The sequence below is a fragment of the Streptomyces sp. genome (genome assembly GCF_035645055.1).
Taxonomy (GTDB): Bacteria; Actinomycetota; Actinomycetes; order Streptomycetales; family Streptomycetaceae; genus Streptomyces.
Genome location: NZ_DASQNH010000007.1, coordinates 73,064 through 97,614, shown reverse-complemented (window position 1 = coordinate 97,614; position 24,551 = coordinate 73,064). Strand labels below are relative to the sequence as shown.

The following is a 24,551-nucleotide window of genomic DNA, read 5'->3' as shown; positions in this document are numbered from 1 at the left end:
ACGAGGGTGCGGTGAGGGTGGCGAAGACGCGCGGGTGATCCCGGACAGTGGCGGGGATGTCTCGGCGGTCGTCACCGGCGAGGCCGGCGCGGATGAGGTGGTACGTGTCGCCCGCGTAGGTCCAGGCGCAGGCCGGGCAGCGCGAGGCGCGGCGGTTACCGCAGGCAAGACGGAGGCGTCCGCCGGGCTCATCGGCGGTGGTGTAGTGGTGCAGGGGCTCGCCGGTGGTCTTGTCCGGGAGCGGCACGCAGGCCAGTGCGTGGGCTGACGGTCGACGCAGCGAGTCGTAGGTCAGCTCAGACCGGCGGCACGCCTCAACTCAGACTCGCTGTAGCCGAACGTGTAGTCCTCGTCCATCCCGTTCGACAGCCAGATGTCTGCCGCGTCATGCACGCTTAGCGACTCGCTGCCTCCGTCGCCGTCATGGTCTTCGCCGATCATGCAACGGCAATCCTCGCAATAGCCGCTCTCCTGCCCCTCTTCGCTGAACTCGACGAAGATAAAACGTTGGTGCTTCGGGCCCGTGGGCATGAGATCTCCTGCCAGCGAAGTGAACATTCCGGTAGCAGTGCGCACATATCAGAGGCGCTGAGCCCGTGATGCCGGGCCCCCACGTCAGGCCGGACCCGCGTGCACTCGAAGATTGGGCACGCGGAGGGCGTGGGCGCTTGGTTGAGACCCGCCAGTCACTACTTCTCACGCCAGCGCACGCCTGCTGACCTGCGGTTTCGCGTCAATCGAGGGCAGGATCGAGCAGGAGGAGCCAGCCTGCCGTTCCCCGAGGAACGCTGCCGGACGGTTCGTCGCATCACCGCACGCAAAGCCTTCGGGCCAACTACGCCGCCGCGCTGCCCTGATCGCCACTTGCCGGCATCCGCAGCGTGTGATCACCGAAGTCGGCAACCAAGTCCAACCTGCCGCCGAGCGCTTCGACGTAACGTGCGATGACATCGAGAGTGGCGACCTCACCGTGCTCGATCTGGGACACGCGAGCGATGCTCACACCCATACGGGCAGCCACGTCCCTCTGGGCCATCCCGGACTGCTTGCGCGCCTCAGCGAGTTGATGCCCACGGGCTTCCGCCAGCAGACGACGCGAACCAGCTTCCACCTCAGCGGGGTCCACGCCGGCCGAGTACAGCTCCTGCTCCAGGGTCTCCCAGTCCTGCGGGGTCTTCTCGGGCATGCTTACTCCTCAGTCCTCCGTGTCACCGGTGTAGTCGCGGTAGAGCTGTTCAGCCAGAGGAATGTTGTCGCGGTACCAGCGCTCCCAGTTTCCTGCCTTGTCGCCCCCGAGGAGTAACAGGGCTGAACGGGTCGGATCGAAGGCGAAGATGATCCGGATCTCGGACCGGCCGCCTGACCCCGGCCTCAGCTCCTTGAGGTGATGCAGTTCCGATCCCTTCAGCCGGTCCACGAGGGGACGCCCCAGGGTGGGGCCTGCGTCACGTAGGGCGGCGACGGCCTGGGCGATCTGGGCGGCAGAACCGAGGTCCTCCTTGATCAGCCGCCTGAACCACTCCGCGTACTCATCGGTGACCTTGATCGCCCAGCTCAAGACGACTCCCCTCGACACCAGCGTCATCAGTTTAAGGATTTCCTTAAACAGCGGCAAGCCGACTGGTCCGGCGCTGGGCTCACCAACATGGCTCTCATGAACCACCACGCCGGGTGGGAGGTCCTGAATTTCTCATCATGCTCAGAAGCTCACGCCACGCGCGAACAACGGCGTACCGGTCGATCAGGAAGCTCATCCGCGCACACTCCTTACTCCTGCCGCCGCGAACGCGGCAGTGCCGGTTTCGGCCGTCGAACCGCCTCGAATGACGCCCACGGGATGAGGTGACGGCACGCACGCACCGCTTACCTCCAGAGGTCGACTGGGCCTGGACGGCAAGCCGGTCCTGCTCGCAACGAGCTACCTTCCCATGGCTCTGGTCGCCGGGTCCGCCCTCACCCAGGAGGACACCGGACCAGGCGGAACGTACGCCAGGCTCGCCGAACTCGGATACGAGCCCGTGCACTTCCGCGAAGAGATCCGCTCACGCATGCCGTCGAAGGACGAGGCGGCACAGCTGAGCATGTCCGCGGGCACTCCGGTCATCCTCATCTGCCGCACCGCTTTCACGGACCAGGGCCAGCCCGTCGAGGTCAACGAGATGACGCTGGACGCCGCCTCCTACGTCCTGGAGTACGACTTCGACGCAGGTACACGAACTGCCGCCACCGGCAATTGAGTCACCGCCTTCTTCCCCAGGCGGGGTGGGTTCGGGTTCAGCTTCGGGCGAAGAACTCCACCTCCGCCAGGGCCAGGTGGCGGCCCGGGGTGAGGCCGACGGGTGAACGGAGGACCAGGCGGATCGTCTTCACGTCGCTGATGGGGGTCGGGAACGTCTGCGGGCCCGGCTTGTCGCTGAGGGTGAGTTTCCTGTGGTGGCGTTCGCCGTCCCGCGTCGTCACCTCCAGGTTCAGTTGGAGCGCGCGTGCCTGGTGGGCGTAGGACTCCGGAGACTTGGACGCGCCGTTGGTGATGATCAGGTCGACCAGCCGGAACGGCTTGCGGAAGGTGTAGGTCACCGAGGCGCCCGGTGCCGGCGCGCCCCAGTAGCGGTTGCTCAGCCCGTCCGTGGTGTTCGTCGCCGGGTGCCGGGGTACCCCGGCGCTCGCCTCGACGGCCACGGGGGTCACGGGCTTGGCCTTGCTCAGCTTGTCCCGGGTGTCCTCGACCAAGGCACGTCCGGCGGGCAGCAGCAGGAGGCCGCCCGCGCACAGAGCCGCCAGCACGGCCAGGGTCATCAGGAGGCGCGCCGCCCGGCCCGAGCCGGCCCGCACCCGGCGGCGCAGTGGCCACACGGACCGCCACCACGGCAGTGGAGCGGGCTTCGGGGCGGCGTTCAGCGCGGTCGCGCAGCGGCGGCAGAACCGGCGGTCCGGCGAGTTGAGCGCGCCGCAGGCGGGGCAGGGCACGCCCGCCCCTTCGTCCGGTACCGCCACCGCCGCCGGTCGTACGACGGGACGCCGGGCCATCGGCCTCGCGGGGCGTACGGGCAGCACGGCGTCCGCGGAGCCGGAGGGCTCCGGTGCCGGGGAGGGAGTGGGACGCTCGGGGCGGGTTTCGTCCGGTTCGGGCCGGGGCGGGGCGCTCCCGGTCCTCTCCCGGCCCGAGGCGGTGCCGCGCCCCTCGTCGTCGGCCCCCGGTGATCCCGCCGTGGTCGTGGTACTCGGCTCCCCCGTCTCCCCGCGGTTCCGGGGCGTCGGCCGGGGCCGTGACGACGCGGTGCGGGGAGGTGCGGCGGGCGCCGGCTCGGCCGCCTGGGGAGGGGTCGGGTCCGGTGCGGCCGGGGGCTCCGGGGACGTACCGGGGGGCGGGCTCGTGTCCGACCAGCCCAGGTACGCGCCGCAGTTGCCGCAGAAGTCGTCCGTGGGGCCGTTGGACGCCCCGCACGAGGGACATGCGCGCATGGCGTCACCTCCCTTCGTCGGCGGGCGGGCCGGGCAGTATCTCCACCCGGCAGACGGTATGCACCGGGCACATGGCCCGGACGATCTCGCGCACCCTGTCCGGGTCGACCCGTGCCGCGCGGCCAGGCCACACGCGGACCAGGGGCCCGGTGGGGGACTTCGGCGGCAGGTCGGCGCCGGGGGTGCCCGACCACGCCGCGCCGCCGTCCCCGGACACCTCGGCGTGCACGCCGAGTGCGAGCCGCAGGCCCTCGACCAGGCCGCGTGCGGTGCCACGCCACCGGTGCAGCTCCACCGCGCGGACGACCGCCTCGCGGCGCAGTTCCTCCGGCCACTGCGGGTCGTCGGGGGCGCCCACCCACGACGCCAGCCAGGTCAGGAAGTCGGCCGGGGCCACCCGGGGGTCGAGGTAGGCGGTCAGGTTGTCCAGGGTCGCGAACACCGGGGCGAGGACGGTGTCGAGGCCGGCGGTGAACCGCTGTGCGAAGTCGTCGTCGGCGTACAGGGCGGGCAACTGCTCGCCGATCGGGTACCTGCTCGGCAGGCCGGGTACGGCGGCGCGGCTCATCGTGGTGCCTCCGGTTCCGCGGCGGTGGCGGCGCTGGTCATCTCCGTACCTCTCCCCCGGTTCCCGGTTCGGCCGCCGTGACGACCACCTGGTGCTGGTAGGAGAAGACCAGCGCGCCCGGGGCCACGTCGATGCGGTCCGTCGGCGCGCCGCGCCGGCCGGTGATCGGATCGGCGGGGAAGAGGCGGATCTCCTCCACGAGCGTGTTGCCGGTGGCGCGTTGCAGCACGCCGAACACCTCCCCGTACTGCACCGGCCGCCCGAACGGCCACCCGGTGCCGTCCGGCCCCCCGCGCAGCGGGTTGAGGTGCCGGAACAGCGCGTCGAGTGCGGCCTCGCGCACCGCGTCGGTGTCGCCCGGCGCCGCCACGAGCCGGGCCACCACGGTGACGCCCTGGTAGACCGGCGGCTCCACCACCACGCGGGTGCCGATCAGGCGTCGCTCGTCGAGGCTCGTGGTGATCGCTTCGAGGACCTGGTCCGAGGGGATCAGCTGTTCGAAGCGGAGCCGGTCGTCGCCCTCGTCGGCCACCGCGTCCGGCACCACCAGCACCCGTACCGCGCCCTCGCCGTCCGCGGCGGGCAGGCAGCGGACCCGGCGGACCGAGGGCGCCGCCCGGCGGCTGATGATCTCGTAGTCCTCGGCGGTCACCGCGCGCTCCTGCATCCGCAGCGCCTGCGGGGCCCGCAGTCTGGCGTTCTCGACGGTCTCCCCGGCGACGCCCCCGCGCGCCGCCTCCCGGTTGGTGACCCGGGCGACGTACGGAACGGAGCTGCGCAGCACGGAGATCGCGCCGCGGGCCACGTTGCCCGCCGGGCCGCCGCCGGTGCGGTAGCGGGCCACCCGCACCTGTGCGCCCTTGGGCGGGACGGCGCCGCACTGCCGCAGCGAGCCGTCCGGCTCGCGCAGCGCCGGGGGGAAGGCGAACTCACCGGTGGTGGCGTCCACCCGGACGTGCCGGTCGTCGGGGCCGGAGCGGCCGAAGTGCTCGACCACGTCCCAGCGCTGCCAGCCCTCGGCCGAGGACACCTCCACCGCGGGGGGCTCGCCGTCGAGGAGGACGGGCGGGCGGCCGAGCCGGAACGTCTGTCCCGCGACGCCCTCCGAGGTGCCGAGCGGCACGTCGGTCACGGTCTCGGCGTGCTCGACGGACATGGTGCCGCCCACGGTGAAGGCCGCCGCCTCGCGCACCGTGGGGGACTCCGAGTAGAACGGCTGGCCCGGCTCCGCCTCGGTGACGCGGCAGCGCAGCCAGCCGGCGCGCGTCCCGCCGATCACCGACGCCGTGTGCCCGGCCGGTACGTACACGATGACCTCACCGGGACGGTTCAGCCCGCCGGTGGTGTCCGGGCCGGTCTCGCACACCCGCCAGCCGCCGCCGTCCCACGCCTCCCACACGAGGGGCGGCTGGCGCGGGTCCACGCCGACTCCCTCGACGCGGCTGTCCAGGCGGACGGCGACGATGCAGCGGGGCACCGCCGTCGGCAGGCCGAACAGCAGCGCGTCACCCGGCTCCGGCGTGGCCTGGAAGCAGGGGATGTCGCGGCCTTCGGCGAGCATTCCGGTCCGGTCGGTCTGCTCACCGGTACGGTACGCGGTCACGAGGCGGATCAACTCGCCGGGCAGGACCCGCAGTTCGTCCGTGGTCGCGAACACCACGGCCTCGTCGGTCTCGCCGCGCGCGGTGGTCACCTCGGTGCCCGCGGGCAGCGCCACCGTGTCGGGCTGCGGCGCCGACAGCCAGAAGTCGACCTCGGCCACGGCCGCCGCCGGCGGGAAGAGGCGGATGCCCAGCAGGTCGAGGAACGCGGTGTAGTTCTTGTCCGGGACCCGGTTCAGCCGGTACAGCAGCTGGTCCACGAGGTACGCGAACGTCTCGATCAGGGTGACGCCCGGGTCGGAGACGTTGTGGTCGGTCCACTCGGGGGCGCGTTGCTGCACGTACCGCTTCGCCTCGTCGACGAGCTGCTGGAACCGCCGGTCGTCCAGGTTCGGGGAGGGCAGGGCCATCAGTCCGTGCCCCCGTCCTCGGCCCCCGCTGGGGCCCCCGCCTCGGAGGGGATCGTGTAGAAGGGGAAGACCAGATTGCGCCGGTCGTTGGTGGAACGCACGGTGTAGTGCACGTCGATGTAGAGGGTGCCGTCCTCGACGGCGTCGAAGGCGACCACCACGTCGTCCACCGCGACGCGCGGCTCCCACCGTTCGAGGGCCTCGCGCACCTGCTGCGCGATGCGTCCGGCGGTGGCGCCGTCACCGGGGGCGAAGACGTAGTCGTGGATGCCGCAGCCGAACTCCGGGCGCATGGGGCGCTCGCCGGGTGCGGTGCCCAGTACCAGGCGGATCGCCTCCTCGATCTCCCGTTCCCGTTCGACCATGGCGATCCCGCCGGTCGGCCCGACCCGCATCGGGAACGCCCAGCCGCGCCCGATGAACCGCTCGCTCATCACACGCCCCCGATCAGGACGTTCGGGGCACCGGTCAGGATCATCGCGCCGCACGCGGTCCGGTCGCGCGCCCGCGCGGCCGGTACCCCGCCGATCAGCACGGTGGCCGCGGCCGGGCCGGGCAGGACCACGTTGGCCGGGCCCGTGGCCGCGTGCGGCGGCACCGGGCAGGTGTGCAGGCTGCCCACGACGGCGGCGGGTCGGCCGCCGATCAGCACGCGGGCCACGGCCGCGGCGGCGCCGGGCGGTGGGGTGGCGATCACACCGCCGTGGTCGGTGGGGTCACCGGTACGGGCTGCGGCCGGCATGCGTTGCTCCTTGGGGAATCGGGACATCGGGGAACCGGGAGGTCCGGGGATCGGGAAGGAAGGTGAGTCGGGAAGGGCCGGAGAGCGGGAAGGGCCGGAGAGCGGGAAAGCCGGGGAGCGGGAAGGCCGGGGCGGGCGGGGTCAGTTGATCCGGATGAGCTTCGCCTTCAGAACGCCCAGCAGGCCGCCGTCGACGGTGACGTCCGAGCTGCCGGTGACGCTCACCGAACGGCCGCCGACCTTCACCCCGACCCGGCCCTGGATGTCCACGTTCCGGCCCGACACGCTCACGTCGCCCCGTCCCGCGTCCAGGGTGATGCCCTGCCTGTCGAGCAGGACGGAGGTGAGGGGTTGCCGGCCCTTGGCGTACACCGTCAGCTCGATCCGGTCCCGCCGGTCGTCCAGGAACACTTCGAGGCGCTCGTCACCGGTCGTCAGCCTGACGCCGGACGGACCCGGTGCCCTCGCGTCCAGCAGCTCCACCCGGTGGCCCGAACGGGACACGACGGAGCGGCGGTTGACCTGGCCGGTCGTCCTGTCGATGAGCGGGACGTCGTGGGGCGACGGCTTGTCGACGCCGTTGTAGAGCCCTCCGATGACGTACGGGCTGTCCAGCAGGCCCTGTTCGAAGCCCACCAGGACCTCGTCGTTGACCTCGGGGCTCACCACGCCTCCGCCGCCCCTGCCGCCCCACTGCACGGTGCGCACCCAGTCGGTGGTGTACGTGTCGTCCAGCCAGGGGAACCTCAGCCTCACCGCGCCGCTCTCGGCGCCGCCCGGCTCGCGTACGTCCGTCACCACGCCGATCGCCAGCCCCGGCATGCGCGGCCCGTGGCTCGGCGCGCCGGCGCCGGTGACCAGACCCGTCAGGGAGCGGTCCGGGCTGGCGCTCACCCACACCGTCGTCCGGTACCCGCCGTGCGGCTCCAGGACGTGCTGCACGGCCGTCGCCGTGTACTTGCCCGAGAACGCCTGCCCGACGTTGCCGAGCGCCACCGGCTTGCCCGCCCGCAGCCGGGGGTTGCCCTCCGCCACCGCCTCCAGCTCTCCGAAGGCCGCGCTCACCTGGGCGGCCGTCGCGTCCGCGACCGCCGTCGTCTCCGCCTGGGTGCGGTACGGGGTGTCCGTGACGGTCAGCTTCGCCGACCTGCCGAACCGGGCGGCGAACGCCGGGCTCAGGCCCGGCACCACCGTGTCGCTGTCCACCGACGGCTGCCGGGCCACCAGCGGCCGCTTCGTGGTGACGTCCCAGCCGCGCACCTCCACCTGTGACGCGCCGGCCGCGGCCGACAGCGAGGCCCGCAGCGCCAGCAGGTTCCGCCCGTACTCCAGCACCATCGGGTCCCGGGCGGCCGAGGTCGACGGCGCGGGCGCCCCGGACGCCTTGCGCGGCCGGGTGAACTGGAGCAGCCCCTTGTCGTCGACGCGCACCTGCGCGCCGCTCTCGGCCGCCAGGTACTGCAGGAAGTCCCAGTCGGACACGTTCGCCTGCGAGAGCTGCCGGTAGGTGACCGGCGCGGCCTCCACGGTCCCGCAGGCCAGCCCCGCCCCGGCGGCCACCTTGCGGACGATCGCCGCCGCCGTCATGTTCCGGTACGCCACCACCTTCCGGCCCCGCTGGAGGCGGTGCGCCCGGGAGTAGGCACGCACCACCGTGAACGAGCCCGTGCGGTCCCGGTCCACCTCCAGGGCCGTCACCTCGCCGTCGAACAGCCGCTCGCGAGCCTGCCCGGACACGGTGACCACCGACACCCTGAGCGGGGTGCCGATGGTGATGCCGGTCGCCCCCAGGAACTCGTGGTCGGGGTCACGGAAGGTGAGCTGCGCCGCGTCCGGCAGGCCCACGTTCTCGTCCACCACGCAGCCGACCAGTTGGGCGGCCCATACCGGCGGAAGTTCGGCGGGCGTCTCGATGACGGGGTCCGCCGCGAACGACCGGCCGCCCCGTCCCTCGGGTGTGGTCACCGCTCCTCCTCACCGCCCGCGTCCCGCAGCCCCGGCACCACCAGTTCGGTGCCGGGCACGAGCGCCATCGGGTCGTCGATTCCGTTCGCCTCCGCGATGACCCGCCAGGCCGTCGCGTCGCCGTACTCCCGCCAGGCCAGCAGGGCCAGGCTGTCGCCCGCCACCACGGTGTGCGTACTGCGGGCGGTGCGCGCGCCGGACGTCGGGTTCTGGCCCGGCGGATCGACGCTCGCCTCCTCGATCGACAGCGCGCAGGTGGCCCGCAGCGGCTTGCCGTCCACGTCGAAGAGGGTGTAGGTCACCGACAGGCTGGAGAGCACCCCGTCGAACGAGGTCGTCCGCGCGGTGCCCCACTCGAACCGCACCCACGGGCTGGCCGGCTTCTTGCGGCCCAGGCTGGCCGGGGTCGGCACACACGCCTTCATCAGCTTCTCCACCGCCTGCTCCACGGAGTTGTCGTGGGTGGCGGTGGCGTCCAGGAACACCTCCAGGCTCAGCTCGCGCGGGCCGCTGCCGACGAACTCGGGCAGCGCCGATTGCTCCGCCATCCGGGAGGGGGAACGCCGCCACTCGGTGGTCTTGCGCAGTTCCAGGGTGGAAGGGTTGAACTGCAGGTCGAGCCGCGCGATCGTCCCGCCGGGCTTCGCGCCGACCGAAGCGGGGGGCTCCTTCAGGGTCAGCTGGGCCCTGGCCCGGCTGGAGCGGACCGCTGGGGACATGCCGGGACTTCCTTTCCGAAGTGAACGCGTGGCGGGGCGGCTGATGAGGTGGGTCAGGACGGGCGCAGACCCTCGTGGGCGATCTCCAGGGTCTCCACCGCCGGCTCCGAGCTGGCGGGGTCGAAGGACGGCCCCTGCCAGCGCACCGGGACGATCCCGAACACCTGCCAGCTGATGATCCGGGTCAGGTCCGGCTTCAGCGCCACGATCTCGCCGTCCTTGGGTTCCACCCGCTTCAGCGTCTCGTCGAGCCAGCGGCCGATCTTCGCCGTGTCGGCGGTGACCGGGCGGGTGAGCGTGATGTTCGACCAGGTCACGCGCCCGGGCAGCTGCCAGGTGAAGCCGTTGTTGCCGCCCTCGGCGTAGCTCTCCATCTCGACCTCGGCACCCATGCCGGAACAGGTGTGGAAGGCGCCGAGGTCGTTGCCGCCGATCGCGAGCCGGAAGAACACGCTCGTCGCGAAGATGCTGTCCGTCATTGGTCCGTCATCCGTTCCCTGACCTCATCCGTTCCCTGACCTCATCGGTTCCCTGACCTCATCGGTTCCCTGACCTCATCCGTCCCGTGGCCTCAGCGGCGTCCGTCGTGGGGGCGGCCCGTGCGTTCCCTGCCGCGCCGCAGTTCGGCGCGCAGCAGCCGGGCCACCGGGTCGAGCAGGCGGCGCGCCAGGTCGTCCAGGTCGAGGCCGGGATCCGGCGCCGACTCGGCCCGCCGGGCCGCACCCTTGCCGGAGGCGGACGTCGTGGCGGACGCGGACGCCGGCCGCGGGCCGCCGCGCGCCGGTCCCGCCTCGGCGGGCACGCTCGGGGATACGCGGTCACCGGCGCCGGAGCCGGTGCGCTGGACCGAGGTCGCCGTCGCGCCGGACGCGCCGCCGGGCCCGGCGCTCTTGCGCCGGACCACGGGGGCGGTTCCCGCCGTTGCCGGCGCCGGCGTGGCCGGCGGGCGGTCCGCGAGCGGTGGTGCCTGCGGGGCGGTCACCGGGAGGGGCCGCGCCGGTACCGCCGCGGACGGGGGGAGCGCCCCGGGCCCGGGAGTCTCCGGGTGGGACGGCGCGGGCCGGACGACCGGGACGCGCTGAACGGAGGCCGCGGAGCCGGTGGGCCGTACGCCCGGGTCCTCCGGTCCGCGGTGGCCGGCCGCGGCCCGCTGGATCGGCGGGTTCGCCGGGGCGCCCGCGGGCCCGCCCGGCGTCGGCCGCGCGGGCCCACGTGCGGGCGGCACGGGGTAGTCCCGAGGGGCGGCCGGTGCGTCGGAGTCGAAGGGGGTGGCGGGTGGCTGTGCCGGGACGGCCCCGGTGGCAGCCGGTGCTCCGGAACGGGAGGCGGGCGGCTGTGCCGGCGCGATCCCGGTGGCAGCCGGTATCCCGGAACGGGAGGCGGGCGGCTGGGCGGGGGCCGTCCGGGCAGCAACCGGTGCCCCGGCGCGAGAGGCCGACGACTGGGCCGGGTCGGTGCGGGCGGCAGCCGTGGTGGCGGGCCAGCGGGCCGCCACCACGGGACGGCTGCCGGTGCGGGCGGCGGGCGGTGCCGCCCCTTCCGGGGGCCGGGTGTTCAGGGAGAGCGGGCGCGCGGCGAGCAGGGAGAGGGTACGCGGTGCCGCCGGAGCGGAGTGCGCCGCCGAGCGGGTCACCGGGAGGGCTCCCGGGCCGAGGGACCGAGCACCCGAGGTACCCGCCGTGCCTTCGGCCGCGCGCCGGGCGACGACGAGCGGGCCCGGGGCGGCGGGGACTCGGTGCCGCTGCCCGTCGGAGCCCGGCCCGCCGCCGGACGCCGTGCCGGGTCGTCGCGCGTTCCGCGCGGGGCCCGCCTCGTCTGCGGCGGCTTCCGGCACCGGGCCCTGGGGCGCGGTGGCCGGGGACGACGCCACCAGGGGCGTCACGGGTCCGTTCCCGTTCTGTGCGGGGCCGCGCTTCGAGGCGTCCGCGCCGGAGGAGCCGGCCGCGAGGCGGCGCTGCACGTCACCCGTCCCCAGCAGTGGTGCGTCCGCCCCGTTGTCTCCCGTCGCGCGGGACACGCGCTCGGCGGGCGTCCGTTCGCGATCCGTCGTGGGCGGCACCGGAGCGACGTGGGCCTCCCGGTCCCGTCGTACCGGAGCCCGCCGGCCGTCCGGGCCGGAGGCGGTGGCATCCGGCAGGCCGGCGCTCGGCGGCAGCGCGGGCAGCGGTGCGCCCAGGCCGCCGCGCGCGCGTGCCCCGGTGCGGGCGGGGGGCCGGTGCGGGGTGCCGGCCGGTGCGGCGGGGCCGTCCGGGGTGCCGTGGGCCGTGCGGCTTGCCGCGCCGTCGTACGAGCCCTCGGTGCCGGTCGCGCCTTCCACGCGGCGCTGGACGAGGGGAAGCACCGGGCCGGAGGCGGCCTTGGCGCCGGGCGTGGGGTGCGGGGCGGGGGCGTCCTCGGTCAACGGCGTCGCCGTGGCGGGCAGTTCGCTCAGCGGGGCGCCGAGCGGCGCGCGGGGGGCCGCGCCCTGCCCGGGGGTGGTCGAGCGCGCCCTCGTCCCGGCCGGTCTCGTCCCGGCCGGTGCGGTCGTCGTGGAGGGGGCGCCGGGATCCTCGACGGTGGCGGGCCGCAGGGCGGGGACGCGGCGCACCGGTCCGGCCGGGCGCCGGGCGACGGTCAGGGAGGGGCCCGCAGGGCGGAGCCGGACGGCCGGGTGGGACACGTCGGCGCCGGAGTCCGGGGAGGCCTCCGGCTCCCCGCCTTCCCGGTCGGGCCGTGGCCCGGTCGTCCCCGTCGCGGTGCGCCGGCCGTCCGGGCCTGGGGTGGTACGCCTCCCGGTACCGGACGGCGGCCGGGACGCGCGTCCGGGGTCCGGCTCGGGCAAGCCGGACCGCGTCGTCGACGCGGGCCCGTCGGATCCGGGCCGGGCCGTGGCTCGGTCGGCGGCTGCGCCCGGGACCACCGACACTCGCCGCACCAGCGGGATCTCCGGCGTGGCCGGCCGGCGGCCGGTGCCGGCGGAGGGCACGACCGGGCCGGTGCCGGGCATCGCCGCCCGTTGGACGGCGGGAGGTGACGAGGAGGGTGACGCGGAGAGCACGGCGGGAGAATCCGCGGACGTGAGGCCACGGCGTTGCGGCCCCTCGTCCGGACGTCCCTTACCCGCGGCGGCGCCGTCGCTGCCGGGACGCGCCACCACGGGTTCCCCGGACGAGACGGGACCGGACGAGACGGGACCGGACGGCATCCGACCGGACGGCATCCGACCGGACGAGGCCGAATCGGACGACGCCGAACCGGATGACGCCGAACCGGACCGCTGCGCCCCAGGCCGCGCTCGGCCGGCCGACGGACGGACCGCGCCGACCGGGGCACCGCCGACCGGGGCCCCGGCATCCGGCGCACCGGTGCCCGACGCGCCGTCCTGCGGCCCGTCCGTCCCCTCCGGCCGCAGTGACCGGAGCAGCAGCGGCCCCCCACCGGTCCGGGTGGCGTGCGGGGCGGCCGGGCGGGTGACGCCGCGCACCAGGCCCGCCGGGGCCGTGGGCAGCAGAGCGTGGCCGAGGCCGGAGTCGAACGACGGGTTCTGCCAGGCGGCGAGGCCCGCCCGGAAGGCGAGGCCGTCGCTGACGCCGAGCGGGGTCCGCGAGACGGTGAGTACCGGAGCCGGGGTACGGCGCCAGCCGCCGTCCCAGTCGCCGGGCACGGCGGGAACCGGTGCCTCGGGCACGCTCCGGTGCGGGTCCTCGCCGGACGGACCGCCCGCTTCGGCCCCGGCGCGCTCCGCCGGCCGCGAGGGGCCGGCGGCGATCGGCCCGGCGGCCCGGCGGCGCAGTCTGTCCCGCCATGCCATGCGCTCAGCCACCTTCGTTCACACGGGTGTTGATGCGGGCGATCTCGGCCACCCACTGCCGGCGTTCGTCGTGGGTCAGGTCGAGGATCTCCTCACGTGGCCAGTGGAAGTGATAGGCGACGTACGCGATCTCCTCCCGGAGCCGGGGAAGGGCGTACGTCACGATTCCCCCAGGCGCCCACCCGAGAGGTCGACCTCGAAGCCGCCCTCGCAGTGCGGGCAGGTCACCGCCGCCCGGGTGTGGCCCTCGCTGTTGACGCGGCGGTAGAAGTCCTGGAGGAAGGCGACGTCGGTGGCGTACATCCGTTCCACGATCCCGGCGTGCACATCGGTGATGGAGCCGATCCGGGTGATCACCTGGCTCAGCAGCACCACGCTCAGGTACGCCGGATTCTCCTTGACCCTCAGGTCGATCTGGGGCCGCAGCTCGTCCCGCGCCGTGGCCAGGCGCATCGCGCCGTGGCGGTGCACCGTACCCGCCTCGTCGACGTATCCGCGCGGCAGCTCGAACTCGAACTCGGTGCGCAGCCCGTGGTCCTCTCGTGGCGGCGGGGCGGCGGCGGGGGGTGCCGCCGCCTGCTCGGTCGCCGGGGCGGGCGCCGTCGCCTGGAGGATCTCGTCCAGGTTGCCCGCCGTCACCGTTCGGCGCCTCATTCGACGATGATCTCCTCGAACACGATCGTGACGGTCTCGGTGGCGGCGGAGGACTCGCCCGCCCTCAGGGAGGGCCCCTCCCACTTGGAGGCCCAGCCCTGCATCAGCTGGATGCGGCGGACCGTGTTGCCCTCGGTGTCCTTGATCTCGATGGTGAGGTTCTGGCGCGCGGCGTTCACGGCGCCGTTGTTCAGGGTCTCCTTGATCCAGGTGGTGAACTCGCTGCTCTGGTCGAGTCCCCGGGTGATCGTGATCTCGCCTGCCTGCCGGCCGCCGGGCTGCTTGCGGATGATCTGCTTGCCCTCGGCGCTGACCTGCTTGATCTCGACGACGTCCTCTTCGACGGTCAGCCCGCTGATCTCCTGGATCGACTCGACCAGGTAGCCGCCGAGCTGCACGCCGAAGACATGGGTGGAAAGAGCATCGCCCGTTGCCATGACTGTCTGTCACCTTTCCTTGCGGAGCCGTTCTTCCACGGTCCCGGGGTCACTCGTCGATGAGGCTGGTGCTGTCGGAGAACTGGGCCAGCCGGAACACCACGAACTCCGCGGGCTTGACCGGCGAGACGCCGATCTCGCAGACGACCCGGCCCTGGTCGATGGACTCCTGCGGATTGTTGTCGCGGTCGCACTTCACGTAGAACGCCTCTTCGGCGGTACGGCCGAAGAGCGCGCCCCGGCGCCACTCCTCGGTGAGGAACGCCGTGACGTTGCGCCGGATGCTCGACCAGAGACGGTCGTCGTTCGGCTCGAAGACCACCCACTGGGTGCCCAGGAGGATCGACTCCTCCAGGTAGTTGAACAGGCGGCGCACGTTCAGATAGCGCCAGGCCGGGTCGGAGGAGAGGGTGCGGGCGCCCCACACCCGGATGCCCCGGCCGGGAAAGGCCCGCACGCAGTTCACGCCGATCGGGTTCAGCAGGTCCTGCTCGCCCTTGCTGAGCCGGAGCTCCAGGTCCACCGCGCCGCGGATCACCTCGTTGGCGGGCGCCTTGTGCACGCCGCGCTCGGCGTCGCTGCGCGCCCACACACCGGCGATGTGACCGCTCGGCGGGACGGTGGTGTTGCGGCCGGCGGCCGGGTCGAAGACCCGCACCCACGGGTAGTAGAGCGCGGCGTACCGGGAGTCGAAGCCCGCCTCGTCGTTGCGCCAGGTGCGCGCCTGCTGGGCGGTCAGCCCGGGCGGGGTGTCCAGGACCGCGACCCGGTCGCCCATCTGCTCGCAGTGCGAGATCACCGCGAGCTGCACGGTGCGCACGCCCTCGGCGTCGATGTCGCCGCGCTGGTAGGCGCTCATCAGGTCCGGCACCGCGACCATGGTGATCTCGTCGATGGTCTCCAGGCCGCCGAACCCGGTGCGGGCCCCGGCGTCACCGACGTATTCGGCCGGTCCGAGACGGGCCACCTCGCCGGAGCCGGGAGCGGCGGGCGCGGCCGGGGCGTCGGCCAGCGCCACGGTCTGGTTGGCGGGCCTGCTCTGCGGGGCGCCCTGCTGCTCGGTGACCTCGATCAGCTTGGAGGAGCGGGCCTGGGTGACCAGGTAGCCCTTGACGTTCTTACGGGCGGACGCCTCGTAGGTCTCCACCACCTGGGTGCCCTGGCGGACCAGGAGCTTGAAGCGGTCCTCCGGCGGGTTCTCGCCGTCGGCGTCGGCGATCTCCACCGACAGACCGGAGGCGCCCGGGCGGGCCGCGACCAGGAAGCCGCCCAGCTCCGCCGGCTGCGCCGCCTTCGGCTCCGTCGCCCGGTCACCGCCGGCCGCCGGGGCGGAGGCGTCCTCGGCGGAGCCACCGATCCGCACGATGTACGCGGCGCCACCGCCGTTGGCGAAGTACCCGTAGACCGCATGGGCCAGGTACGTGCCCTCGGTGAAGCCGCCGAACAGCTGGGTGTACTGGTCCCAGCTGGTGACCAGCGTCGGCGTGTGGAACGGGCCGGTCTCGGCGAACCCGACGAACGCGGCGACGGCGGTGCCGACGCCTTCGATCGGCCGGGCACCGGACTGCACCTCCTCCACGTACACGCCCGGGGTGAGGTACGTCGGCATGCTCGCTCCTTCGGGTCCTTGCGGGTCGGTCACCTGTGTCCAGGCCGAGTCTGCGCGGCGGGTCGGCGGGGGCGACAGGTACGCGCGGACCCGACCGGGGGCAGGGGCGCTGCCTTTCCCTGCCCGCGCCGACCGTCGCCCCGCCACTCGGACTTGCCCCCGTTCTGCCCGTACGGACCTGGACGCCCCGCGCGCCCGCGCGGTCCACTGGGGGCCGCGCCGAGGGCGCGTCGACGAGGAGGCAGCAGATGCGGACGTCCAGGTCGCGCGCCGAGCGGGCCGAGAACGAGCGGACGGCACCCGGCCCCGCGGCCGGGCGAAAGGCGTCCCCCGGTGGCGCCGCCGTACCGCCCCCGCTCACCGCCGACGCGCTGCGCGCGGCGCAGCGCGGCGCGGGCAACGCCGCGGCGACCGGCATGATCGCCCGCCGCGCCCGCCACGCGTCCGCTCCGCAGGAGTCGGACACCGGGGTGCACGAGGTCCTGCGCTCGGCCGGCAAGCCCCTCGCGGCACCGGTGCGCCAGGACATGGAGTCCCGTTTCGGCACGGACTTCTCCGACGTGCGCCTGCACACCGGCGCCGCCGCCGCCCGCTCGGCCCGCGCCATCGGAGCGCGCGCCTACACCTCCGGCAGCCATGTCGTGATCGGTGACGGCGGCGGCGACAGGCACACCCTCGCCCATGAACTCACCCATGTCGTCCAGCAGCGCCAGGGCCCGGTGTCGGGCACCGACAGGGGCGACGGGCTGCGGGTGAGCGATCCGTCCGACCGCTTCGAGCGGGCCGCCGAGGACAACGCCCGCCGTGTCCTCGCCGGGCCCGCGCCCGCCGCGTCACGGGAACGGGCGGCGGAACACGGCACGGAGCCGGACCGGGCGACCGGGTCGGTGCAGAGGTTCACCGACCAGCAGGTGCCGGGCATGGGCGAGATGCGCATCTCGAACTCCGGCGCGTTCGCCATCCAGGACGGCGCGCCGGTGATCTGGGTACGCGACGACGCCCGGACCGGAATCGCGCCCGCCCTGGTGGACGACGGGGCGCAGACGCAGCTGGGCGCTGCGACGTACCACCGGTACTCGCTGGGCGGGCCGGTCCTCAACCAGTGCCTGCACGTGGCGGAGGAGATCATCAACAATCGGGTCCGCAGTCTGGAGCACGGCGTCGACGCCAGCGTGATCGACACCAACAGCAAGGCGAAGGGCGACCGCGAGGAGTTCTTCGGGGCGCCGAAGGACGAGACCAACCGCAGGATGGCCAGGCAGTTCCGGCACGCCCGGGACGAGGCGGCCGACCCCCAGGTGAACCAGGCGTTCGTCATCGTCGCGCTGAAGCCGGGAGACCGGGAGATGAGCCAGTTCCACGCCGCCGCGGTGGTCGCCCGGGACGGTGACGACTGCGTCACCCTGGAGGCGTTCGCCGGCGAGGAGGAGCAGCTGGAAGACGCCGCCGCCCGGATGTACACCGTCAACGGCGGGGGGGCCTCGTTCCACGGCTACTGGACCGGTGACGAGATGTACTACGAGGGGGTCAGCGCCACGACGGTCGTGATCCGGCCCGCCCTGGGGGCCTGAGCGACCGCGCGGCCCGCGCCTCAGACGTCCACGGCCACCGCCACGTACGGCCCGAACTCGCTCTCCAGGATCAGCCGTCCCAGCTTGCGGTACTCCTGGGCGACCGCCGTCACCACCTGACGCATGGTGAGCGGCTCCCCGGACTCCGCCGCGAGGTAGGCCGCCGTCACCGCGCAGGCCCGGATCGAGCCGCCGGCCAGTTCGAAGCGGTCCGCGCAGAAGGCGAGGTCCAGGTCGCCGGCCCGGGGCAGACGCCCGCCCAGGCACCGCTCCCACAGAGCGAGGCGCTGGCCGGCGTCCGGCACCGGGAAGTCCGCCACCACGTCCAGGCGGCGCGTGAACGCCTCGTCCAGGCTGGCCCGCAGGTTGGTGGTCAGCACGGCGATCCCGTCGAACGACTCCATGCGCTGGAGGAGGTACGCCGACTCGATGTTGGCGTGCCGGTCGTGCGCGTCCTTCACCTCGGAGCGCTTGCCGAAGATCGCGTCGGCCTCGTCGAAGAGGAGCACGGCGTTGACCGCCGAGGCCTCGGTGAAGATCCGCTCCAGGTTCTTCTCGGTCTCCCCCACGTACTTGTCGACGACCGTGGACAGGTCCACCACGTACAGGTCCATGCCCAGATCCGCCGCGACGACCTCGGCGGACATGGTCTTGCCGGTGCCCGACTCGCCCGCGAACAGCGCGATCACGCCCCGCCCCCGCCCGCCGCCGGGCCGCATCCCCCACTGCCCGAGCACCTGATCGCGGTGCCGGGCCCGCAGCGCGAGTTCGCGCAGCCGCCGGTGGGTGAGCGGCGGGAGCACCAGATCGTCCCAGCCGACGGCCGGCTCCACCCGGCGGGCGAGCCGGTCGAGCCCCGCGCCGTTCTGGGCGCGCACGGCGGTGCGCAGGTCGTCGGGGCGAACCGGGCGGCCCGCCAGGGCGGCCGTGCGCACGGCCACGTCCGCGGCGCGGCGCACCTGCCCCGAGTCCAGGCGGTGTGCGGCCACCGCGCGGGCGAGCGCCTCGGCGTCGCCGGTCACGGAGCCGTCGGCCGAGCCGTCGCCGGTGGCCCGCTCCAGGGCGTGCCGCCAGCGCGCGGCCTGCCGCTCGGGAGAAGGCGCGGCCACGGTCAGGACGACGGGGGTGTCGGCCGCCCAGGCCGGGTCCCAGCCGACGGTGCCGTGCGTCAGCAGCGGGATCCCCCGCAGCGCCGTGCACAACGTCCTGAGGGTCCGGGCCCGTTCGGCGGGTTCCGCGGGCAGCGCCTCCAGCGGGCCGAGGACGACCCCGGCACCGGTCAGGCGGGCTTCGCGTGCGGCCACCCTCGCCAGCTCCGGCACGTCGCCGGCACGCTGGGCGAGCGCCGCCGCGTCCAGGACGAGCGGGCTCAGGCCCGCCGCGCGCAGGGCGGCGGTGGCCAGGCCCTCGGCGTCGCCGCCCCGGGCACGCAGGTGGACGAGGCCCGTGCCGGTCCCGGCCGCGGCCGCCGTCCGGGCGACGTCCGCGGGCTCGGCGGTCGGGTCCTCGCGGGCCTCGTCGAGCACGCCGGCGAGCCGGGCGTCGGGCCGCGCGTTCCCCAGGAGGTGCGCGGTGACCCGGTCGGGGACCGCCAGCACACGGGAGAGCGGCGGCCGTTCCGGTTCGGTGACCTCCACCAGGCCACCGGCGACCAGCGGTGCTCCGGGGGCGAGCCGGAACCGGCCGGGCGCCGCCCCGGCGAGCCCGCACAGCTCCAGGGCGAGCCCGACCGTGGGCCGGCGGCGCGTCAGGTCGTCGTTCAGGTAGCCGTAGAGCCGCTCGAACCGCGCGTCCAGATCGGGCGCCACCGCGACCAGGAGCAGATCCAGGTCCAGCGGCGACAGCCCGAACCGCGCGGCGAGGCCGCCGAGGACGGAACCGGCCGGCGGGCGCCACGGTTCGTGGGCGGGTACGTCGAGTCCACCCGGCTCGTCCAGGATGCGGGCCGCCGCCCCGGGCGTGAGGTACTGGCCCCGGTACGGGTCGTCGGGGTCGGGGTCGGCGGCACGCCGAACCGCCACCGCGTGCCGCACCCGCTCCTCGACCGCGCGAAGACGCGTCCACAGGGGATCGGCGTCGGCAGGTCCAGCGCCCGCCAGGACGCCGGCGCCGGCACCGGGCCGGGCGGCGGCTTCGGCCTCGGGGTGGTCGCGGACGGCCGGATCGGTGGTGTGGGTCATGGCTGGCGGTCCCCCCGGCGGCGCCGGGCGGGGGCGGCCCCCCGCTCGCGCGGACCGGTGAAGCCCTCCGGGCCCGGATCGCTCGTCTCCAGGTAGCGCAGCCGGCGCCCCGGCTCCGCTTCCCCGCCTTCGCGCCGGGCGGCGGAGCGCACGAGGAGCCCTTCGGTGACCGGCGGCGCGACGGCCGTGGTGAGCCCGGCGAGCGGTGCCCGTACCCGCACCCCGAGCGACGCCTTCAGCTCGCCGCCGAGCGCCGACCACACGTCGGCGGCGGCCGGTACGTCGGCCGCCGCCCCGGCGGTGTCCAGTGCCACGGTCAGGCCCAGTTCGGCGAGCGTGCCGGTGAGCAGCCGCGCGGGCAGTGTGTCGGTGGCCACCAGGCAGGCGAGCACCTGCGAGAGCAGCCGGTGTTCGTCCTGCGGGCGGCTCGCCCAAGCCGTGACCAGATAGGTCAGCTCGAACCAGCGTGGCGGGGTGCGCCGCGCCACGAGGTGCCCGTCCGCGTCGTACACCTCCCCGGCGCCGCTGCCGCGCCGGGCGGCGTCCTCGCGGATGTCGTACAGGAAGACGCAGACCGTCGGTGCGCTGCGCCGCGCGGCCCAGTCCCGGGTGGGGGCGTCGAAGACCACCTCGACGCCGGATGCGGCCAGGCCGGATTCGCCGAGCAGCCGGCGCAGCCCTTCATCGACCTCGTGGATCACCGGCGGGTCACCTCGTCCGGCGGCTGCACGGATCCGCTGACCACCAGGAAGTCGGTCCTCACCGGTGAGAACCCGTCGCCCCTGGCGGTGATGACGCGCGGCCCGGTCCGGTCCTTGGCGAGGATGAGCAGCTGGCCGGTGAACGTGCCGTCCGGCTTCGGCACGGTCGGCGCCGCCGCCGCGGTGATCCCCGGTTTCCAGGTGAACCGCACCGGCACTCCCGGCGGGAAGTCCTCGCCGCGCACGGAGGTGACGAAGCCGGGCTTGCCGATCTCCGGCACCGCGACGATGCGCGGCTGGAGGATGCGCAGCCGCTGCCGGGCGGTGTTGTCGCTCCGGTCGGCGTCCGTCCCGGTGGTGGCGAGGTCGCCGGTGACGCGGCCGGTCAGCGCCTTGTCGGGGCTGAGGACGACCCGGACGACGGTGCTCGCGCCCGGCTCCAGGTCCGGCAGCGCGCACACCCAGGAGGCGTCGCACCCCGCCGGCGGCCCGCTGTTCGGGATGCCCTCGGGCAGGCCGACTCGCAGCCGCAGGCCGGTCGCCAGCGCGTCGCGGCCGTTGCGCACGGAGTACGTCACCACGACCCGCCCGCCGACGTAGCCGGGGTTCGGCTGGGCGGTGACGCGCACCCCGGGTCCCGCCTCGGGCTCGTCCGGCTGCGGCGGCACGGTGCCGGCCGGCGGCGGGGAGGCCGGCGGCGTGGTCGTGGGCGGCGGGGAGGCCGGCGGCGTGGGCGGTGTGGGCGTGGGCGGTGTGGGCGTGGGCGGTGGGCTCGTCGGCGGCGTGGCCTCGCGCACCGGCACCACCGTGCGGCCGGCGTTGTCGCTGGGCCGCGGGTCCAGGACGGTGCCGGTGACCGACCAGTCGACCGGCGCGTCGCCGGGGACGACCCCGGTGAGGGTGACGTCCACCGGAACGGTGGTGCCGGGCGGCACCACGCCGACATCGCACTGGAGGGAGGCGGCGTCGCAGGTGCCGCCGGGCCAGGTCAGCCCGGTGACGCGGACACCGGTCGGCGGCGCGATGGTCAGCCGGGTGCCGGGTGAGGCGGCGGGGCCGTTGTTCACCACGTCGACGCGGACCGTGGTGGAACGGCCGACGGTGACCCCGGCGACGGTGCCGGGTGCCTGGACCGCGAGGTCCACGGACTGCTGGACGCTGGGTTCCTTCTGCCGGCCCGGGAGACCGTTGGTGAGGGGCAGGAGGTCGCCTGACTCGATGTCGAGGATCTTCAGTTTCTCGGGGCTGTTCACCGCGACCCTGGCGCGGGCGCTGAACACCAGGCCCGTGCCGTCGGCCGTCCAGGCGGCGTCCCGCGGCTGGTGCGGGCCGGTGGCCGAGGTGTCCGGCAGCTCCCGGCCGCAGGCGCCGGGGAGGTCGCGGGCGGCGGCGGGCAGCAGCACCTGGCACGCGTCGCCCGACGGGGACGTCAGGAGGATGCCGTTCCGCTCGTCGATCCGGCCGCCGCCGCTCTTGCGGTTGAAGGCGATGCTCCGCCCGTCCGGGGAGAACGCCGGGCTGTCGTCGATGACCTGGCAGCCGGCCGGGCAGATCTCGGCGCTCAGGTCGCGCTGTCGGCCCAGGTCGTTCACGGGCACGGTCCAGATGTGCTTGTTGCCGCCGTTCCCGTCGATCACGTGGTTGCGGGTGAAGGCCAGCGTGGTGCCGTCGGAGGACCAGGTGGGCTGGGCGTCCTGGCCCTGGAGCTGCCCGGCCGGCGGGGTGATCTCGCCGGTGATCGCGCCGGTGGCGGCGTCCGCGATGAGGATGCGGCTGGGTCCCGCGGCCTCTCCGACCCGGCCCGGCGAGATCCGGGTGAAGGCGAGGTGCCTGCCGTCCGGGGAGAGCGCCGGATCGGTGTCCCAGTCCTTCGGGCCGCGTCCCGCGAGCGGCATGACCGCCGCGTTCGAGCCGTCGGCGTCCGCCGTCCAGATCCGCTCGACCCGGTCCTCCCGGGCGCCCTCGAAGCGGGTCACCACGATCCGGCGGCCGTCCGGCGTGTAGTTCTGCCGTTCGGTCCACGGGTCGTAGCCGGCCGCGGGCCGGAAGAGCGGGTCCTCGGCGGGGTCGGTGTTGGTGTCGGCCGCCGGGTCCTCCTCCAGGATCGTCAGCCCGAGGTCGCGGGGGTCGGCCCCGTCCGTCCGGACGTCCTGCAGGGTCGCCACGTGCGGGCCGGACGCCGAGGTGCGCTCCACCACCGCACGGCCGCCGTCGAGCGGGCCGAACCACGTGGGCGACAGGACCTCCCGGTCCTCGTCGAGGACCAGCCCGGGAGTGGCGGCGGAGTGCGCGGGCGTCCGGAACACGTGGTCCCAGTCGCCCTCGCACTCACAGGTGATCTCGGGACTCAGGAACAGCACCTGGTCTCCGTCGGGCAGCCAAGCTGCCCCGTGGGCACGCCACTCTGCCTGCGCGCCGCCGAGCAGCGGCCCGTCTATGCTCCCGCCGGTCCCGTCCGTCACCCGCAGCCGGGGTCCGTTCGGCCCGGTGGCGGTGTACGCGATGAGGTCCCGGTGGGCGTCGTCGTCGACCGGGTTCCACACCGGTTCGGTGGCCGCGCCGTTCGCGGGGCCGGTGATCCGGGTGGCGGTGCCGCCGGCCAGCGGCCGTACGTAGATCTGCTGTCCGGCCGACGGGTCGCTGTCGCTGGAGTACGCCAGGCGCTGTCCGTCCGGGGAGACCGTCGGGCACTCCTCGTCGGAGGGGGTGTCGGTCAGCCGTGTCAGGCCGGTGCCGTCGGTGCGCACCAGCCACAGGTCGCGTTGGGTCCCGCCGGCCGGGGCGGACTCGGCCGAGTCGAAGACCACGGCCCGGCCGTCCGGTGTCAGCCGGGGGTGCGCCGCGTTCATGCCGCTGGTGAGGCGGCGTACGGAACCGTCGGCGGACCGCAGGTAGATCTGCGGCTTCCGCTCGTCGCGGCGGCTCGCGAAGACCAGCTGGTCGCCCAGGGCGGACGGCTGGACGTCGAAGTGGGCCGGACCCGCGCCGAACAGCGGGGTGCTGGACGTGGTGGTGTCGACCTCGCCGAGACTGCGGTGCCGGGTGCCGGCGTAGGCGATCCGGGTGTCCGCGGCGTCGGCCACCCGCGGCGCGGGCCGGGCGCTGTCCTGCCCCGCGACCACGATCACCCCGAGCAGCGGGATCAGCAGCAGCAACGACGCGCCGAACCGCCCCAGGCGGTACCGCCCGCCGGGGCCAGCGGTTCCCATCACGGTCCCCCTCGCAGTCTGGTGCGGCATCCGGATGTGCCCCCGCCACCCTGGGGCAGGCCGCGCGCGGTGCGGCAGGGCGGCGGGGCCATACCCGGGGGAAGCGTGCGGTGCGCTTTCGGGCAGCGCGCGTTCCCGGCCGTGGCCGGACCGGCCCGTCAGATCAGCCCGTTGCGGAGCGCGTAGCCGACCGCGTGGGCCCGGTTGCGCAGTTGCAGCCGCGTGATGACCTCGTGCAGGACGTTCTTGACGGTCCGCTCGGAGTACGCGGTCTTGCGGGCGATCTCCGCGGTGTCCAGGCCCTCCGACACCATGCGCAGCATGTCCGCCTCACGCGTGGTCAGCGTGGACAGGGACATGCCCCGCGGGTCGACCGCCGAGCGCTGGAGGCTGCCCACGTGGGTGAGCAGTTTGCCGAGCAGGTCGCCGGGCAGCACGCCCTCGCCGTTGGCTATGGCCAGGACCAGGCGCAGGAGTTGGTCCTGGTCGGCTTCCGCGCGCCGCAGCACCGCCGCGACACCGCACTCGATGACGCGTTGCAGCGATCCGGAACCCAGGGTGGCGACCACGAGGCCGGTACGGGTGCCGGTGTTGTGCCGCAGCCGGTGCAGCAGGGCCGCCACGTCGTCGTCGACGTGGTCCACCACCACCAGTGACACCTGTGCCCGCTCGACGTCGACGTCGGCGAGCAGATCGATCTCGGGGCGCTGGCGTAACTGCTGGACGACACCCAAGCGCAGGACCGGGTCGGCGGCATGGACGGCCACGGTCACGCGCTCGGGGCGTTCGGAACGGGGTGTCCTTCGCGTGGTCCGGGCCGCGGTGGGCACACGTGACGTGGTGGCCGACGCGGCCGGTCCAACTTTGGCTGTAGTGGGCATGAGGGCTTACCTGTCTGATGGGATGCGGGGCGGGGGGATGCGGGGAGCGGGG

At 74.5% G+C, this 24,551-nt stretch carries 21 protein-coding genes and 2 pseudogenes; 2 read left to right on the top strand and 21 right to left on the bottom strand.

What is annotated here, in order from left to right; translation table 11 throughout:
* The 4 genes and pseudogenes from VE614_RS02510 to VE614_RS02495 form a co-directional block, all read right to left on the bottom strand.
* Positions 1-238: pseudogene (locus tag VE614_RS02510) on the bottom strand (replication initiator); the annotation flags it as partial.
* Between the two features lie 53 nt (positions 239-291).
* Entirely contained in the window at positions 292-531 is a 240-nt protein-coding gene (locus tag VE614_RS02505) for a hypothetical protein (protein ID WP_324931160.1), read from the bottom strand.
* A gap of 304 nt (positions 532-835) precedes the next feature.
* Positions 836-1,186 (bottom strand): helix-turn-helix transcriptional regulator, encoded by a 351-nt coding sequence (locus VE614_RS02500; RefSeq protein WP_324931157.1) that lies wholly within the window; start codon positions 1,184-1,186, stop codon positions 836-838.
* Positions 1,187-1,195: 9 nt separating this feature from the next.
* Complete coding sequence (locus VE614_RS02495) at positions 1,196-1,585, bottom strand: type II toxin-antitoxin system RelE/ParE family toxin (RefSeq protein ID WP_324931154.1); 390 nt, start codon at positions 1,583-1,585, stop codon at positions 1,196-1,198.
* A gap of 286 nt (positions 1,586-1,871) precedes the next feature.
* On the opposite strand from VE614_RS02495, the pseudogene VE614_RS02490 reads away from it, so the two are divergent.
* Positions 1,872-2,237, top strand: a pseudogene (locus VE614_RS02490) (UTRA domain-containing protein); the annotation flags it as partial.
* Between the two features lie 37 nt (positions 2,238-2,274).
* Here VE614_RS02490 and VE614_RS02485 read toward each other — a convergent pair.
* The 13 genes from VE614_RS02485 to VE614_RS02425 form a co-directional block, all read right to left on the bottom strand.
* Complete coding sequence (locus VE614_RS02485; protein ID WP_324931151.1) at positions 2,275-2,994, bottom strand: NADase-type glycan-binding domain-containing protein; 720 nt, start codon at positions 2,992-2,994, stop codon at positions 2,275-2,277.
* A gap of 472 nt (positions 2,995-3,466) precedes the next feature.
* Positions 3,467-4,030, bottom strand: a complete 564-nt coding sequence (locus VE614_RS02480) for a phage tail protein (RefSeq protein WP_324931148.1) — start codon at positions 4,028-4,030, stop codon at positions 3,467-3,469.
* Between the two features lie 37 nt (positions 4,031-4,067).
* Complete coding sequence (locus tag VE614_RS02475) at positions 4,068-6,041, bottom strand: putative baseplate assembly protein (RefSeq protein ID WP_324931145.1); 1,974 nt, start codon at positions 6,039-6,041, stop codon at positions 4,068-4,070.
* Positions 6,041-6,475, bottom strand: a complete 435-nt coding sequence (locus VE614_RS02470) for a GPW/gp25 family protein (RefSeq protein WP_324931142.1) — start codon at positions 6,473-6,475, stop codon at positions 6,041-6,043. The genes VE614_RS02475 and VE614_RS02470 overlap by 1 nt, the downstream gene beginning before the upstream one ends.
* The gene (locus VE614_RS02465) at positions 6,475-6,783 is read right to left on the bottom strand and encodes a PAAR domain-containing protein (protein WP_324931139.1); all 309 of its coding nucleotides are present in this window, start codon (positions 6,781-6,783) and stop codon (positions 6,475-6,477) included. The genes VE614_RS02470 and VE614_RS02465 overlap by 1 nt, the downstream gene beginning before the upstream one ends.
* Before the next feature lie 141 nt (positions 6,784-6,924).
* The gene (locus VE614_RS02460) at positions 6,925-8,748 is read right to left on the bottom strand and encodes a VgrG-related protein (protein WP_324931136.1); all 1,824 of its coding nucleotides are present in this window, start codon (positions 8,746-8,748) and stop codon (positions 6,925-6,927) included.
* Positions 8,745-9,467 carry a LysM peptidoglycan-binding domain-containing protein gene (locus VE614_RS02455; protein ID WP_324931133.1) on the bottom strand — a complete coding sequence of 241 codons (723 nt, stop codon included), beginning with the start codon at positions 9,465-9,467 and terminating at the stop codon, positions 8,745-8,747. Before VE614_RS02455 ends, VE614_RS02460 begins: the two co-directional genes overlap by 4 nt.
* Before the next feature lie 53 nt (positions 9,468-9,520).
* The gene (locus tag VE614_RS02450) at positions 9,521-9,946 is read right to left on the bottom strand and encodes a phage tail protein (RefSeq protein WP_324931130.1); all 426 of its coding nucleotides are present in this window, start codon (positions 9,944-9,946) and stop codon (positions 9,521-9,523) included.
* 92 nt (positions 9,947-10,038) lie between these two features.
* A complete protein-coding gene (locus VE614_RS02445) occupies positions 10,039-12,126 on the bottom strand; it encodes a hypothetical protein (RefSeq protein WP_324931127.1) in 2,088 nt (695 codons plus the stop codon).
* A 1,135-nt stretch (positions 12,127-13,261) separates the two neighbouring features.
* Positions 13,262-13,420, bottom strand: coding sequence for a DUF6760 family protein (locus VE614_RS02440; protein WP_164540787.1), 159 nt, complete (start codon positions 13,418-13,420; stop codon positions 13,262-13,264).
* A complete protein-coding gene (locus VE614_RS02435) occupies positions 13,417-13,911 on the bottom strand; it encodes a hypothetical protein (RefSeq protein ID WP_324931120.1) in 495 nt (164 codons plus the stop codon). Before VE614_RS02435 ends, VE614_RS02440 begins: the two co-directional genes overlap by 4 nt.
* Complete coding sequence (locus VE614_RS02430) at positions 13,908-14,348, bottom strand: phage tail protein (protein WP_324931117.1); 441 nt, start codon at positions 14,346-14,348, stop codon at positions 13,908-13,910. Before VE614_RS02430 ends, VE614_RS02435 begins: the two co-directional genes overlap by 4 nt.
* Before the next feature lie 49 nt (positions 14,349-14,397).
* Positions 14,398-15,957, bottom strand: a complete 1,560-nt coding sequence (locus tag VE614_RS02425; protein ID WP_324931114.1) for a phage tail sheath family protein — start codon at positions 15,955-15,957, stop codon at positions 14,398-14,400.
* Positions 15,958-16,205: 248 nt separating this feature from the next.
* Between VE614_RS02425 and VE614_RS02420 the strand changes: the two genes are divergently transcribed.
* Entirely contained in the window at positions 16,206-17,528 is a 1,323-nt protein-coding gene (locus tag VE614_RS02420) for a DUF4157 domain-containing protein (protein ID WP_324931111.1), read from the top strand.
* Between the two features lie 20 nt (positions 17,529-17,548).
* Here the strand turns inward: VE614_RS02420 and VE614_RS02415 are convergent, their stop codons facing one another.
* From VE614_RS02415 to VE614_RS02400, 4 genes are all read right to left on the bottom strand, one after another.
* On the bottom strand, positions 17,549-19,708 hold the full coding sequence (locus VE614_RS02415; RefSeq protein ID WP_324931108.1) for an ATP-binding protein: 2,160 nt from the start codon (positions 19,706-19,708) through the stop codon (positions 17,549-17,551).
* A complete protein-coding gene (locus VE614_RS02410; RefSeq protein ID WP_324931105.1) occupies positions 19,705-20,409 on the bottom strand; it encodes a DUF4255 domain-containing protein in 705 nt (234 codons plus the stop codon). The genes VE614_RS02415 and VE614_RS02410 overlap by 4 nt, the downstream gene beginning before the upstream one ends.
* Positions 20,406-23,618: a hypothetical protein gene (locus VE614_RS02405; protein WP_324931102.1), complete on the bottom strand. Its 3,213-nt coding sequence runs from the start codon at positions 23,616-23,618 to the stop codon at positions 20,406-20,408. The genes VE614_RS02410 and VE614_RS02405 overlap by 4 nt, the downstream gene beginning before the upstream one ends.
* Before the next feature lie 158 nt (positions 23,619-23,776).
* Positions 23,777-24,499 (bottom strand): helix-turn-helix transcriptional regulator, encoded by a 723-nt coding sequence (locus VE614_RS02400; RefSeq protein WP_414719485.1) that lies wholly within the window; start codon positions 24,497-24,499, stop codon positions 23,777-23,779.
* Positions 24,500-24,551 lie beyond the last annotated feature (52 nt).

Excerpts from the sequence above, each read along its gene's own strand:
- VE614_RS02505 (WP_324931160.1), bottom strand. The coding sequence starts at position 531 with ATGCCCACGGGCCCGAAGCACCAACGTTTTATCTTCGTCGAGTTCAGC.
- VE614_RS02500 (WP_324931157.1), bottom strand. The coding sequence starts at position 1,186 with ATGCCCGAGAAGACCCCGCAGGACTGGGAGACCCTGGAGCAGGAGCTG.
- VE614_RS02495 (WP_324931154.1), bottom strand. The coding sequence starts at position 1,585 with ATGACGCTGGTGTCGAGGGGAGTCGTCTTGAGCTGGGCGATCAAGGTC.
- VE614_RS02480 (WP_324931148.1), bottom strand. The coding sequence starts at position 4,030 with ATGAGCCGCGCCGCCGTACCCGGCCTGCCGAGCAGGTACCCGATCGGC.
- VE614_RS02475 (WP_324931145.1), bottom strand. The coding sequence starts at position 6,041 with ATGGCCCTGCCCTCCCCGAACCTGGACGACCGGCGGTTCCAGCAGCTC.
- VE614_RS02470 (WP_324931142.1), bottom strand. The coding sequence starts at position 6,475 with ATGAGCGAGCGGTTCATCGGGCGCGGCTGGGCGTTCCCGATGCGGGTC.
- VE614_RS02465 (WP_324931139.1), bottom strand. The coding sequence starts at position 6,783 with ATGCCGGCCGCAGCCCGTACCGGTGACCCCACCGACCACGGCGGTGTG.
- VE614_RS02455 (WP_324931133.1), bottom strand. The coding sequence starts at position 9,467 with ATGTCCCCAGCGGTCCGCTCCAGCCGGGCCAGGGCCCAGCTGACCCTG.
- VE614_RS02450 (WP_324931130.1), bottom strand. The coding sequence starts at position 9,946 with ATGACGGACAGCATCTTCGCGACGAGCGTGTTCTTCCGGCTCGCGATC.
- VE614_RS02435 (WP_324931120.1), bottom strand. The coding sequence starts at position 13,911 with ATGAGGCGCCGAACGGTGACGGCGGGCAACCTGGACGAGATCCTCCAG.
- VE614_RS02430 (WP_324931117.1), bottom strand. The coding sequence starts at position 14,348 with ATGGCAACGGGCGATGCTCTTTCCACCCATGTCTTCGGCGTGCAGCTC.
- VE614_RS02425 (WP_324931114.1), bottom strand. The coding sequence starts at position 15,957 with ATGCCGACGTACCTCACCCCGGGCGTGTACGTGGAGGAGGTGCAGTCC.
- VE614_RS02420 (WP_324931111.1), top strand. The coding sequence starts at position 16,206 with ATGCGGACGTCCAGGTCGCGCGCCGAGCGGGCCGAGAACGAGCGGACG.
- VE614_RS02415 (WP_324931108.1), bottom strand. The coding sequence starts at position 19,708 with ATGACCCACACCACCGATCCGGCCGTCCGCGACCACCCCGAGGCCGAA.
- VE614_RS02405 (WP_324931102.1), bottom strand. The coding sequence starts at position 23,618 with ATGGGAACCGCTGGCCCCGGCGGGCGGTACCGCCTGGGGCGGTTCGGC.
- VE614_RS02400 (WP_414719485.1), bottom strand. The coding sequence starts at position 24,499 with ATGCCCACTACAGCCAAAGTTGGACCGGCCGCGTCGGCCACCACGTCA.